This window comes from Rhizobium pantanalense, from assembly GCF_030182525.1.
GTDB lineage: Bacteria > Pseudomonadota > Alphaproteobacteria > Rhizobiales > Rhizobiaceae > Rhizobium.
Genome location: NZ_JAQJCH010000030.1, coordinates 1 through 13,076, shown reverse-complemented (window position 1 = coordinate 13,076; position 13,076 = coordinate 1). Strand labels below are relative to the sequence as shown.

General features: G+C 56.6%; 11 protein-coding genes and 2 pseudogenes. 9 read left to right on the top strand and 4 right to left on the bottom strand.

All coding sequences use genetic code 11. The features are described from left to right. The 5 genes from PH558_RS33925 to PH558_RS33905 all read left to right on the top strand — a co-directional run. A partial coding sequence (locus PH558_RS33925) for a putative Ig domain-containing protein (RefSeq protein WP_285208551.1) occupies window positions 1-2,836 on the top strand: 2,836 nt, incomplete at its 5' end. A gap of 372 nt (window positions 2,837-3,208) precedes the next feature. After that, on the top strand, window positions 3,209-3,739 hold the full coding sequence (locus PH558_RS33920) for a phage tail protein (RefSeq protein WP_285208550.1): 531 nt from the start codon (window positions 3,209-3,211) through the stop codon (window positions 3,737-3,739). Window positions 3,740-3,775: 36 nt separating this feature from the next. Further along, window positions 3,776-4,306: a phage tail protein gene (locus PH558_RS33915; RefSeq protein WP_285176761.1), complete on the top strand. Its 531-nt coding sequence runs from the start codon at window positions 3,776-3,778 to the stop codon at window positions 4,304-4,306. Between the two features lie 29 nt (window positions 4,307-4,335). Continuing rightward, the gene (locus PH558_RS33910) at window positions 4,336-4,869 is read left to right on the top strand and encodes a phage tail protein (RefSeq protein ID WP_285208549.1); all 534 of its coding nucleotides are present in this window, start codon (window positions 4,336-4,338) and stop codon (window positions 4,867-4,869) included. After that, a complete protein-coding gene (locus PH558_RS33905; protein WP_285208548.1) occupies window positions 4,869-5,453 on the top strand; it encodes a GNAT family N-acetyltransferase in 585 nt (194 codons plus the stop codon). Before PH558_RS33910 ends, PH558_RS33905 begins: the two co-directional genes overlap by 1 nt. On the opposite strand, the gene PH558_RS33900 is transcribed toward PH558_RS33905, so the two are convergent. After that, window positions 5,446-5,739 carry a DUF6916 family protein gene (locus tag PH558_RS33900; protein WP_095438264.1) on the bottom strand — a complete coding sequence of 98 codons (294 nt, stop codon included), beginning with the start codon at window positions 5,737-5,739 and terminating at the stop codon, window positions 5,446-5,448. The genes PH558_RS33905 and PH558_RS33900 overlap by 8 nt on opposite strands. A gap of 717 nt (window positions 5,740-6,456) precedes the next feature. After that, a complete protein-coding gene (locus tag PH558_RS33895) occupies window positions 6,457-7,680 on the bottom strand; it encodes an ATP-binding protein (protein WP_285208547.1) in 1,224 nt (407 codons plus the stop codon). Window positions 7,681-8,346: 666 nt separating this feature from the next. On the opposite strand from PH558_RS33895, the gene PH558_RS33890 reads away from it, so the two are divergent. Both PH558_RS33890 and PH558_RS33885 read left to right on the top strand, forming a co-directional pair. Then, window positions 8,347-9,753, top strand: a complete 1,407-nt coding sequence (locus PH558_RS33890; protein WP_095438267.1) for a cytochrome B6 — start codon at window positions 8,347-8,349, stop codon at window positions 9,751-9,753. A 17-nt stretch (window positions 9,754-9,770) separates the two neighbouring features. Continuing rightward, window positions 9,771-10,394 carry a DUF4142 domain-containing protein gene (locus PH558_RS33885; RefSeq protein WP_285208546.1) on the top strand — a complete coding sequence of 208 codons (624 nt, stop codon included), beginning with the start codon at window positions 9,771-9,773 and terminating at the stop codon, window positions 10,392-10,394. 251 nt (window positions 10,395-10,645) lie between these two features. Here the strand turns inward: PH558_RS33885 and xth are convergent, their stop codons facing one another. Both xth and PH558_RS33875 read right to left on the bottom strand, forming a co-directional pair. Next, window positions 10,646-11,416: an exodeoxyribonuclease III gene (gene xth, locus PH558_RS33880; RefSeq protein WP_285208545.1), complete on the bottom strand. Its 771-nt coding sequence runs from the start codon at window positions 11,414-11,416 to the stop codon at window positions 10,646-10,648. Continuing rightward, window positions 11,413-11,606: pseudogene (locus tag PH558_RS33875) on the bottom strand (hypothetical protein). Before PH558_RS33875 ends, xth begins: the two are co-directional and overlap by 4 nt. Before the next feature lie 218 nt (window positions 11,607-11,824). Between PH558_RS33875 and PH558_RS34330 the strand changes: the two are divergent. Both PH558_RS34330 and PH558_RS33865 read left to right on the top strand, forming a co-directional pair. After that, window positions 11,825-12,439, top strand: coding sequence for a hypothetical protein (locus tag PH558_RS34330; RefSeq protein ID WP_350223837.1), 615 nt, complete (start codon window positions 11,825-11,827; stop codon window positions 12,437-12,439). A gap of 406 nt (window positions 12,440-12,845) precedes the next feature. Then, a pseudogene (locus PH558_RS33865) lies at window positions 12,846-13,076 on the top strand (HlyD family efflux transporter periplasmic adaptor subunit); the annotation flags it as partial.

Genomic DNA, 13,076 nt, shown 5'->3' with positions numbered 1-13,076 from the left:
CTCGGGCGGAACCGGCTCCTATACCTTTAGCCTCGCAAGCGGGAGCCTTCCGCCGGGCGTAGCGCTTTCGTCGGCCGGTGCGCTCGTCGGTACGCCGACCACCGCAGGACCTTTCAACTTCACGGTCACCGCAACAGACAGCAACCACTTTACCGGCTCTCAGGCCTATAGCGTCACGATCGGTGCTCCAACGATCACCGTTGCGCCGGCAACGCTGCCACCGGCCGGGATCGGGGCCACCTATAGCCAGACCTTCACCGCCTCCGGCGGCATCGGCTCCTACAGCTACGCACTCACGGCAGGCGCTTTGCCAGCCGGTCTCGCCCTGTCGTCAGGCGGCATACTCTCCGGCACCCCGACAGCCGGCGGCACCTTCAATATCACGATCACGGCGACGGACAGCGCTACGTTTACGGGCTCCAGGGCCTACAGCTTGGTTGTCGGCGCCCCAACGATTGCAATCGCGCCGACCACGTTGCCGGCTGCAACCGTTGCTGCCGCCTACAACCAGACCATCACGGCTTCAGGCGGCACCAGTCCTTATAGCTATGCGATAACGGCTGGCACTCTGCCCGCCGGCCTGACGCTGTCGTCCGGCGGTGTTCTCTCCGGCACTCCGACGGCATCGGGCACTTTCAACGTGACGATCACCGCAACGGACGGTTCGACCGGAGCCGGTCCCTTTACGGGCTCCAGAGCCTACAGTCTGGCGGTCAACGTCCAGCCACCGATCGCCGGCAACGTCGCGGCGACCGTTGCCGCCAATTCATCGGCCAATCCGATCACACTCGCCATCACAGGCGGCGCGCCGGCCTCGGTCACGGTAGCAACCGGGGCCAGCCATGGGACAGCAACTGCCTCGGGAACGTCCATCACCTATACGCCGACACCAGGCTATAGCGGATCGGACAGCTTTACCTATACCGCCACCAACGCCTCCGGCACCTCTGCACCGGCAACCGTGAGCATGACGATCACGGCGCCAAATCTGATATTCTCGCCGCCGAGTGGCGCCTTGCCGGCCGGCGTCGTCACCACCGCCTACAGCGAGACCATCACTGTTTCGGGTGGGACCAGCCCTTATAGCTATAGCGCGACCGGCACGCTGCCGGCCGGGCTGGCACTCAACCATGCGACAGGAGCCGTTACCGGCACGCCGACGACGCCCGGCAATTACAGCTTCTCTATCACCGCCACCGATGCCAACGGCGCCATGACCTCTGCAGCCTATACGATCGCCATCTCGCCGCCACCAACGACGTTCGTATTCAGTCCGGCAGACGGGGCACTCCCCGATGCAATGGCGGGGGAAGCCTACAGCCAGCAAATCACGACAACCGGCGGCGCGGGCACGAAGATCTATAGCCTTGCCTCCGGCAGCCTGCCGAGCGGCCTGGTGCTCAACATCTCCACCGGCCAGCTCAACGGTCCGCTCGCGGGAGGCACGGAAGGCGATTACAATTTCACCATCCAGGTTCGCGATGGCAACGGCGCGACCGGGAGCGCCTCCTATAGCCTGAGAGTGAAGACACGATCGGTTACCGTTCTGGACATGGTCGTCAACGTACCGGCAGGCTCCGCGCCTCCCGACGTCTACCTCAATCGCGGTGCAACCGGCGGCCCGTTCACGTCCGCGATCCTCGCTTTCGTGGAGCCTGCCAATGCCGGCACGGCGACGATCATCCAGGGGCAGTTGGCGCAGGCGGGCCCGGTCACCACTCCCGTTGGCTGGTACTTGCACTATGTGCTGAACCCGGCCTATTCCGGTCAGGTCCGCGTCGGCTACAAGCTCGTCAGCGCGCTTGGAACCTCCAATACAGCCACCGTCACCTACAATGTCAGTTACGACGCCGGTAAGATTGCCGACGACATCAGCAATCTCGTGCATGACTTCGTACGATCCCGGCAGAACATGATCGCCAACACGATCGAGGTGCCGGGGCTCCTGCAGCGTCGGCAGATGGAGAAGGCGACGGACCCGATCAGCGCGCGCATGACACCGTCGGAAGAGGGCATGACGCTCAGCTTCTCCACCAGCCTCACGCAGATGCGGGCGGCAGGCGGCGATCCGGATGCGGCGTCCGCCCCGTTCAACGTCTGGATCGGCGGCGCCTTCCTGACCCATAACGACAAGGGCAGCAAGGACACCAACAACTCGAAATGGGGCAGCTTCGCCATGGTCAACATGGGCGTGGACTATCTGATCTCAGAACATGCACTGATCGGGCTCTCCTTCCACTATGACCGCATGACGGATCCGACCGATGAGGACGCGGAACTGACGGGCAATGGCTGGCTTGCCGGACCCTATGCCTCGATCGAGCTCGGCAAGGGCGTATTCTGGAACGGCAGCCTGCGCTATGGCGGCTCGAACAACACCATCGACACCCAGTTCTGGGACGGCAATTTCAAGACCACGCGGTGGATGGCCGATACGTCGATCGAGGGTCAATGGTACCTCGATGAGGACACGACGCTGTCGCCGAAGCTCAGGGCGATCTACTTCTCGGAAAAGGTCGACGACTATACTGTCAAGAACGGTGCCGGCGATGCGATCACCATCGAAGGCTTCAACGAGGACCAATTCCGCATCAGTCTTGGCGCCGAGATCGCAAGATCCTTCACGCTCGAAAGCGGCGCCAAGCTGACGCCGAAGCTCGGGCTGACCGCTGGCTTCTCCGGTCTCGACGGAGCCGGTGCCTTCGGTGCAGTCACCGCCGGCGTCTCCATACAGACCATGAACTTCTGGATGCTCGACACCAGCCTGCTCTTCAACATCGAAGGCGACGGGCAGAAATCCGTCGGCGCCAAGGTCGCCGCAAGCAAGAAATTTTGATGGCGCCTCAAGGCTTCGCGAGGGTCGGGCAATCGTGAGGCCCCCTTATGGGCGGCGGCTCCATGTTCGGTTTCAAATCGCCCGGTTGGGCAGATCATGCCCCGGCCATTGATGAGGCCGATCGCGCGATTTGCTCGACCGCGATCGGTGTAATTCGCGCTATGTATTTTTAATTTATACAACCGCATAACATAATGATAATTATCGACTTTCCTATTTTTTGACATTTTATCTACAACCTTCGATGTTTAAAAAATAGCATAGAAATTTCCTGAATTTTTATACCTATGAGGGTCAAATTTGTTCTTGCATCTATCGTATTGATTGAGAGATGATGGCAATTAACATAATTAGAATATTCAGGGGTATGAGATGTCAGACGTGTTTCTTGGCCAGATTATGCTCACAGGATTTCCGTTTGCGCCTAGGGGCTTTGCGCTTTGCAATGGCCAGATTCTTCCCATCGCGCAGAACCAAGCCTTGTTCTCACTATTGGCCACCTACTACGGTGGAGATGGAATTCGGACCTTTGCGTTGCCCAACATGCAAAGCCGTACGCCTGTCGGATTTGGACCTTCCATCGATCCCGCGTGGCAGCCCGAACCATACGAGCTAGGTGAAACCGGCGGCACGGAAAATGTGACCGTGCTGCAGCAGGAATTGCCCCAGCACATTCACATTGCGACCGGGACCGCCAGCAACGGCACTGTGCGCAGCCCGAGCAACGCGCTTTACGGGACCAACAGCGCCAATATCTATGGCCCCTCCAGTGGCGCCCAGGTCGTGCTGTCGAGCCAGACAGTGACTCCCGCCGGCAACAACCAGCCTCACGACAATATGCAGCCCTACGACGTGATCAATTATTGCATTGCGCTGCAGGGAGTTTTTCCGTCTCGCAGCTGATCATCTCTTGTCAACCTTTTGCTCGGAGGATCAACAATGAGCGCCCCCTATGTCGGAGAAATCCGGCTTTTCGGCTTTTCCCGAGTGCCCTACGGATGGCTGCCCTGCAATAATTCCCTGCAGTCCATCTCCATATATCAGGAACTGTACACGTTGATCGGTACGATCTATGGCGGTGACGGCATCACAACATTTGCGACGCCAAATCTATGCGGGCGCGTGCCTATGCATCAAGGTACTGGCCTGGGTCTGTCGACCTATGTGATCGGCCAATCCGCAGGCAGCGAGAACGTCACACTGCTGCCCTTGCAAATGCCGTCGCACACACATCCATACCTCGCCACCACGGGCGCCGCGAACAGCATGACCGTGGGACCAACGGTCGAGCTTGGTGCGGTGAGCGGCGATACGATGTATGCGACGGATACGAGCGGAGCCACTCCGATCACGACATCACCGGCAGCAACGCAGATGACAGGATCCACGACCCCGCATGACAATACGATGCCGACGCTGACGGTGCAGTATTGCATCGCATGGGCCGGTATCTTTCCCTCACAGGGCTGAATCGCGCCTTTTCCATCAAGGAGATTGCTATGACACAACCTTTTATCGGCGAGATCCAATTGTTTGGTTTCAATTTTGCACCGCTCCACTGGGCATTTTGCAACGGCGCGATGATCCCCATACAACAGAATACTGCGCTTTTTTCCCTGCTTGGCACCCAGTATGGCGGCAACGGCACCACCTCATTCCAACTACCCAACTTTGCCAATCGCGCAGGCTGCAATCAGGGCCAAGGGCCGGGCCTGACGCCACGTACCGAGGGCGAGGCCTTCGGCAGCAACGGCGTAACGCTAACGCAGGCGCAGATGCCGGCACACGCGCATTCCTTGACCCTCTTTAATCAAGGCGACACGACCAAGCGAGCCGCCACGCCGAGCACCGGAAACGCCTTGAGCCTGCCGAATTCGAGCAGTCCGTTTCTGCCCAATGCCCAGCCGAACGCGCAGTTCGCGCAGAATGTTATCGGCATCGCGGGCGCGGGCCAATCGCACGAAAACCGTCAGCCCTATCTCGCGGTCAACTTCAGCATCGCGCTCAGCGGCACATTTCCATCTTTCGGTTGATGTCTGGCGCAGTGGTCGGCCAGCTACCGGAGTTTCCTGCGCGCGCTGGCCATCATCGGCTCGATGTTCCCGCCTGCATGCTGCGTTCCGCGCGGCTGGACGATATTCCGTTTTTACGCCAGCTTTACCGTTCGTTTCGCGAGAATGAACTGGCGTTGATGCCGTGGTCGCCGGAGGTCAAAGAGGCTTTTCTAGATCAGCAATTCAATCTCCAACATCGTTATTATATCGCCACGTTCCCGCAGACAGACTTCCTCATCATAGAAAAGGACGGCATTTCCATCGGCCGCCTTTACCTTAATGTCAGGACGGACATCTGGCACATCATCGATATCGGGTTTCTACCGGAATGGCGTGGTTTGGGCTTAGGCACCGCGACGCTAAAAACCATTCAAGATGCGACAGCAGCGAGCAAAAGCTCGGGGATTACCTTGCATGTCGATCGAAACAACAGACGTGCATACCAGCTTTATCAGGTCTTGGGATTTAAGGCAGTTGACGCCACCGATACCCACATAGGCATGGAGTGGAGCAGACATCAGCTTCCGTCAGATCCGCGGGATTCATCATCCTGCATCAATTGAAGATCGCCTGATAGATGATCCCATCTTGATCCCTGGCGACCGGCACCAGGAAAATGTCGAGAATTCCAAGCGTGGCGTTGTTCAGCCTATAAATCTGCTGCGGAAAGACAACTTTCGATCCGCTGCGAAACAGCAGCGCGAATGGCGCCCGCGTCATTCCGGCGAAGCCTCGTTCAGGCAAGGGCCGCGCCTCGGTCAATGTAAAGACAGGGCCTCCTCCCCCCACATCGATTTCGAACCCCTCCCCGACACAGCGGGCGAAATGATCCAGCGTTACAATCCCCATCCCAACCTCAACTGCTTTCCGGCGCCTTTTGATTGCAGAAGCTTATGATTGTATCCTCGATTGAAGTCTATCAAGAGATTCAGAAGAAACAAGCATAGCTAGATGAGCCCTTCGGTCTTGTCCGAAAGATTGCGAAGCAAGAGCAAATACGATCGGAGAACCTGCGTCCGAGCCTCCATAGGAGGCGCTCTCGGAAGAAACCATGGTGGTCACGGTGGCAAGGACTGACATTCCGCTTTGCTGGATAAAAACCGGCGAACAGCCCGGCACCAAAATAGGTGTCGAGACGCAAAAAAACTGCCGACATGCGCGGAGACATGCGGATTACCCACGGCAATCGCGTCTTCCCCGCAACAAGCGACGACAGGATCGACGATGTGGCCACGGGCAATGTGACGCCGCATGGAATAAGCCATCAGCTCGTCATAAAGACCGTAGCAGATGGAGCTTTCGAACAATCGCTGAGGTGTTGATAGCGCAGCGTACAGAAAGCAGGCTCATCCAGGACCGCTACAATACCAAATCGTCGCGTTCGAGCCGCCTCAGCTCAAGCCCGGCCTTATAACACTCCCCTGGGGCACGGATAACCGCATGACACCTTGAGACTTCTCAAGCAAATGCCGGGCCCGGAGTTCATCTCCATCTTCCATTCCAACGGCTACGTGCGGAAGTTTCGAGAATGCTCAAGTCTGGAAACTGAAGAGAACTTCCCACGCGCTAACGCCACAATGCCGAAATTGGCACGGCGGAAAGGCGTTCCCCAAACGGGACCACCTTGTCATGGTCGTACAGGACAATGCCTGAAACAAACCGCTCTCCACATGCTTCAGCCAACATTCGCAATCCGGAAAAATCGGAAGTCGAGACGGATGCTGCCGCTTTTATCTCGATACCGACAACCCCTCCTCTTCTGTCTTCGATGACAATATCGACCTCGTTCTGCTGCTTATCCCGAAAGTGCGAAAACTCAAAGCGGCTATGTCCACTGCTGGCGAGTTTAAGGATTTCACCGAAGACGAAAGTCTCCAGCAGCGCTCCGAACGGCCCCCTGTCATCGCGGAGTCTCTCAAGAGACAGGTCACGAAGGGAGGCGAGAAGACCAGAATCGAGGAAATGTATTTTGGCGGTCTTGGTCAGACGCTTCAGTTTGTTGGAAAACCAGGGTTGGATTGTTCTGGCGAGGAACAGGCTCTCGAATATGCCAACGTATTTTTGCGTTGTGACGTGGTTCATTCCGATGGCGGTGCCAATTCCGGAATAGTTCACGAGTTGTCCCGAATGTTCTGCGAGGATGCGCAGCAGTCGCGGCATCTGCGCGACCTGCTCGATTTGTGCTACATCGCGGACGTCCCGTTGAACGATCGCCTGGATGTAATCCGCATACCAGTCCTGTCTGCGGTTTAAGGTTTTGCGAGCCAATGCCTCGGGATATCCACCTGCCAGAACTGCAGCCATCAGGTCGTCGCCGACGATAAGTTCTCCGGCTTTGGCTTCGTTTCGGAAGGCGTCGACCAAAAAGCTTCCACCGGCCGTTCTGATTTCACTTTGAGCGAGCGGCAGCAATCGGACGACCTCCATACGCCCAGCGAGCGAGTCTGCCACGCGTGGCAGCGTCATGAGATTGGCTGAACCGGTCAGGAGGAAACGTCCTGGACGCTTATCTGTATCCACGCTTTCCTTGATCGCCAACAACAGCTCGGGAGCGCGCTGAATTTCATCGAGAATGGCGCGATCCATTCCTCTTACAAAGCCAACTGGATCCTGTCGCGCGGCGTTGAGCGTCGTCGCATTGTCCAGCGTGTAATACTCCATCCCCTCGTTGGCCATCTTCTTGGCCAACGTTGTTTTTCCGGATTGTCGGGGGCCTACGATCATGACGACTCGCGTGTCTGACATCGCGTCGGCAACGCGTTGCTCAATGAGCCTTGGATACAGCGGCATAACTTCATTCCTTTGATGACCGTTTGAAACTATGGTTATGACTAATTGAAAGTCAAGGAATGACCAATTGAAATCTTCTTGGCGGCTGATTGAAACCGAGCCCAATATAGATGGCACACCAAATTGCGGCATGAGGGCGTTGGGAGGCCACGCAGGCGCTACTGAACCTTCACTAATAGGCATCGGAACAGACCTAGCTGATCCTCAAAGGAGGATATCCGCGGAGCGAAGCGAAAGCAAAATTGTGCATATCTCCATCACACCTCCAAGCCGACCAGCTTTTAACAAATGGAAGGAAGCCAATGCTCTTGCAAGGAATCGAACCTAAAACCCGGCAGATCTGATCTGCGCTAGGTCGTCGATTAGATATCACAATGGCTTTTGCCTGATATCGATTTGTCGAGAAGGAAATAGGCAGGCAAAAAATGCTCCACATCTGCCATCTCATCTGACGTTGCCCCGTTGAAATAATCTATTTTGAAGTAAGCTCTGGCCCATTGAGAGGACCAGAGAATGAAACCTACACCAATACAGAGCAATACGTAGAGAAGCACCATCGCCTCGATCTCGCTTCGAAGTTTCTTCACAATGTCCGATTGCCGCCCGGAACTTTTGATCTTCTACAAAGTTGGGAACGCTGACTTTGTCCGCGACGGGGAGAGGGACATGCGGAGATCTCGTTATTTAAGTCTGGCCTTTGGCGCCTCCTTTTCTGGAGTTGCGGTCCTTGCCGTCGGCGCCATTTCCGACCCGTTGCCGCCCGACGCGACATACCGACCGCTACCGACCATGCCGCTTTCGCAAGCCCGGGCGATCGACGAGGCTCAAAAGCCCGCGGTCATGGAACGGCAGCGCATGTTGCTCGAGCGGCGCTATGATCTTGCCGACAAGCCCATGCCTGACGTCAAGATGTCCGGCGGCATGAAGCCGGTGCAGGACGGCGTTCGCATCAAGCTCCCGACAAATGTCAGCTGGGATCAGCTCGCCGCCATGAAGCCATGGGACATCCGAGAGCGGAACCTTCTACCGGAAGGATTTTTGCCCTTGCCTCATGTCAAGCAGGCGGCGGGCGGCCAGGTCTTTCCAAATCGCGAAATCGATGAAATCCACGCTCAAGAGATGCGCGATCTGCGTCGTTTCGACGTCGATTTCGATCTTCCGGACAATTTCACGCCCGAGTTTCCGCCGCCGATCTTCCTGACCACACATCCGGAACTCGGAGACGTCTCGCGAGGTCAGCTGCTGACGATCAAAAACTTCTACGAAATCATGAACGGCGTCATCACGCCAGTCCAGATGGAAGGACTTCGGCTGCTTCTGACCCCATTTCCGCAGGAGGAATTCAACCAGACCGAAGACCGCAAGGTTGCGGATCAGAGCACCGGTGTCGCGTGTCTCGACTGCCATTCCAATTTTCACACCAATGCCGCCTTTCATCTGACGCCGGACGTTCGTCCTCAGGCCGATCGGTTTCGCCTCGATACCACCAGCTTGCGCGGCCTCTTCAACCAGCAGATCCACGGGTCCAAACGATCGCTGCGCTCGGTCGAAGACTTCAGCGAATTCGAGCAGCGAACAGCCTATTTCAACGGCGATCACGTCAGCGCGACACGCAAAGGGGTCAATCTTCCCGACCGACCCAACCAGGTCGCGATGATGGCGCAGATGCAGAACATCATCGATTTTCCGCCGGCACCCAAACTCGATCCGTTCGGGCGGCTGGATCCGGCGCTCGCCACATCCCAGGAACTGTCCGGCGAACGGGTGTTCATGGGCAAGGGAAGATGCGCCGAGTGTCATGTGCCGCAGACAGCGTTCATGGACAACAACATGCACGACCTGAAGCTTGAACGCTTCTACAAGATCGGCCAGGTCTTCAACGATTTCGTCACGCTGCCCGATGGGCCGATCAAGACCTTTACCTTACGCGGCATCAAGGATTCTCCACCCTACCTTCATGATGGCCGCTTGCTAACCCTTGCCGATACCGTCGAGTTCTTCAATCTTGTCCTGGGAGTGAAGTTGACGGAGCAGGAAAAGAAGGATCTCGTCGCCTACATGCTGACACTGTGAGGACAAAGGAGAAGCGCATGGGCCGTCATGTTATCGTTGCTCTCAGCGCACTGGGGCTGTTTGCGGGCACGGCCACAGCCCAGATCGGCAACCCAGCCGGAATGGGTGTCGACACGAGAATGGCGAAGCCGGGTATTCCGGCTCCCAACCAGACCAACAATCAAGACCGGCTGTTCGCACAGCTTGCGGCCGCCGGTGGGTTGGCCAAAGTGGAGTTGGGCCGTGTGGCGGGCCAGAAAGCCAGCGCCGACCCTGTAAAGCAGTTTGCCGACAGGATGGTTCAGGACCACAGCGATGCCAATGGAAAGCTCAAAAATCTCGCCGATGCCGCAAAGATCCCGCTCCCGACCGAACTTGATGCCGACCATCAGGTGGTCCGCGACCACCTGGATAAGCTGAACGGCGAGGCTTTCGACAGAGCTTACATTGCGGCCCAGATCGTCGATCATCAGAAGACTGCACAACTGCTGGCATGGGAGATTTCCCTCGGCGAGGATGCAGAGATGCAACGTCTTGCCGGATCGATGCTACCGATCGTGCTCGATCATCTCCGTCAAGCGCAAGAGATCAACGCCGCCTTGAGCGGAGCCGGCATCCGGTTTCTGCCGGACGCTGTGGCAGCGAGCGAGCACAGGCCTTAGAAAGGCATCGTCTTGGGCTCTACGCCAAATGGAAAGGATGAAGTGGCGGCTTTCCTGCTGACCTTGCTCGAGCCGGCAGAGGCTGCTTCACCCGATCACACGGAAAGTCTTCCGCGGTTCAGAACTTATAGAGCGATGCCGCTGAATAGCGCACACATGGAGTTCGTCGCCGCAAACGCCCGCGTCAGACGGCCGGCCTTTGCTCCCTTCCCGGCCACCACGCGGGATTGATGAAATTTGCTGATTAAATATCAACCAATCTCGATCCATACGGGCGCGTGATCGCTCGCGTGCGGCCATGCGCGCACGAACTTGTCCACCGCGGCCGCGGTAAGATCGGTCGCCAACGCAGGACTGAGCAGAAAGTGATCGATTCTGAGACCCGCGTCTCGCGCGAATGCGTTCCGGAAATATTTCCAGAAGGTATAGATTCGCTTGTCTGGGTGCAGAGATCGCAATGCATCCGTCCATCCCTGCGACGTGAGCTCGGCATAAGCGGCTCGAACCTCCGGTCTAAAGAGCGCGTCATCGCGCCATCGATCAGGGGCATAGACATCGATGTTGGTCGGCATGACATTGAAGTCACCGACCAGCGCCACGGGTGCGTCGAGATCCAAAAGCTCAATCGCGTAGGTGCTCAGCCGTTCGAACCAGCGAAGCTTGTAATCGAACTTCGGACCTGGTGTCGGATTCCCGTTTGGAAGGTAGAGGCAGCCGATTAAAATGCCGTCGATAACCGCCTCGATATATCGGCTATGGGTGTCGTCGGGATCGCCCGGTAACCCGCGTCTTGTCTGAAGAGGTTCCTGCCCTTTGGCCAGAATGGCGACGCCATTCCAACTTTTCTGACCATGCCAGATCGCCCCATAGCCGGCGGCGTTCAACGCTTTGACCGGAAATCTATCGTCCGGTGCCTTCAATTCCTGCAAGCAAACAACATCAGGCTTTGTTTCACTGAGCCATCTCAGAAGAATATCGAGCCGGCCATTGATGCCGTTGATATTGAAGGTGGCGATCCTCATCCGCTTCTATGCTTCCTGTAATGGTCGGCACCATCACTTTGACCGAGCTTGGCACTCATCTTTGCCTTGTGATGCCGGTGTCAGCCGAAAGCGAACGGCTGACATCGACGCTTTCCTTGACTTGACCTGTCTCGTTTCGGCGGACATAGCGTTTATCGATGCCGGCACCGATGCGTCTTCTCTTCGTCATGGAATTACTCCATTCCGGTTGTCATACCGCGAAAACGCGCCATCTTCCTAAAAGATGCATCAAATCAATCGCATGGAAGAGATTGCGTTATTCCCCTTCTTGTTCCTCCCATTACTGGAATGGGAACTTTTGCTTGTTTGAATGCTGGATGGACCGAGTTTTGGAGGTGGAGAATGCAAGCGAGATAGCGCGCTATACAGGAGGGAAAATCCTGGTCTTTGAAAGATGCCACCACTGGAGATCTGGTGACCTACTCCGGCGCGGTCCTTGCCGGGCTTCGTGAGCGCGTTGTGATGGATCTTGCGGACTTGTTCGATATGGAACGCCGCGACGACCCTGCTACACTTCCACTGCCGCAATTCCAAAACGCGAATGATCCTCAAGCCTCGCGTACGCCGCGGACTTCTACCGATCAGGGTTCATCTGTAATTGCGCCCTTCATTCATCCGGTTTGGAAGATGACGGCTGCGGACACGATCAAATTGATCGATCAACAGGATCGAAAACCTGTCATTCGGCGCTCTTCAACGATCAAGCAAAAGCCGCTCGAGTTTGCCATTGGGGCTCCCGAAAAACAAATCCTTGAACAAGGTAGAGACGATCTGCGGCCGCACACCTGCCCTTTCATCGATCAGCACTACCGAAAACCTTTTGATCTCGATAGTGACCGTGCGCCCTTCGTTGCTGCGACGATACCTCCAGGAATCGAGCAGATTAAACCCATTCTGTATTGCCCATTCCGCAATCATCTGCGCCATCATGACGTATCCCGTTTCGGAGATGACAACGGCTACTGTGCGCCCACTCGAATCACTCCGCTAACGAGTGAATAGCTGGGGTGGGGAAAGAAGATCTAGTTCGAAATCGTCCCCGCCTCGAATTGTCCGAGCGCTGTTGCAAGTGAGACTCACACTTAAAGGTCAAGTACCAACCGAGAGGGAAGATCGCGGATAGTTGGCGCTAAGTGGCTTCAGTTGCACCCAAGATTAGCGAACACACGATCCAGATTGAGGGAAGAGCTACACCGTGATGAGGGGGACTGATTGACGAATCTGCTATATCGACAGCGATGCATGATCCATGAGTGGAACACGGTTGCGCCTTTCGTTAACTCAAGCACACACTCGCCTCTTGTCCGCTAAATTTCGCTACGCTAAATTACGCAAGACTTAGTTGCATTTCTGTCGGCCGCGGTCGGCGGACCGATCACCGCTAACCCCGATGGTCTTATAGGCTGACATGATTTGGAATCATCGCATTACCCGTGTCACCGTCGGCCTCTTGCTGCTGGCGCTTGCAATTGTCGTCTCCCTACCGGCAATCACGGGCTATACAAGCCGGGACGGCACCGTCAATGCGCGTCTGGCTCTCCTCAATGCTCCCATCGATGGTGTGATTTCGGGGGAACCAGCAAAGGTTGGCGTTCCTGTCAAAGCCGGCGACAATCTCGTCGAAATCAGTAATCCTCGC